Below are 359 nucleotides of genomic sequence, written 5' to 3' on the forward strand. Positions count from 1 at the left end.
CTGGCGGCCGGCGCCGGGCGCCGTCTGCGCCCCTACACCGACACCCTGCCCAAGGCTCTGGTGCCGGTGGGTCCCGAGGGCGCGGAGGAGTCGCTGACGGTCCTGGACCTCACTCTGGGCAACTTCGCCGAGGTGGGGCTGACCGAGGTCGCGGTCATCGTCGGCTACCGCAAGGAGGCCGTGTACGAGCGCAAGGCGGCCCTGGAGCGGAAGTACGGCCTGAAGCTCACCCTCATCGACAACGACAAGGCCGAGGAGTGGAACAACGCCTACTCCCTGTGGTGCGGCCGTGACGCGCTGAAGGACGGTGTGATCCTCGCCAACGGCGACACCGTGCACCCGGTCTCCGTCGAGAAGAC

1 protein-coding gene is annotated in these 359 nt (G+C 69.1%); it reads left to right on the forward strand.

Annotated elements, in window-relative coordinates:
- Positions 1-359, forward strand: a 359-nt coding sequence (locus LG395_RS41010) for a sugar phosphate nucleotidyltransferase (RefSeq protein WP_225814701.1), incomplete at both ends; no start/stop codon positions are given.

It is taken from the genome of Streptomyces spinosus (assembly GCF_020400655.1).
Classification (GTDB): domain Bacteria; phylum Actinomycetota; class Actinomycetes; order Streptomycetales; family Streptomycetaceae; genus Streptomyces; species Streptomyces argyrophylli.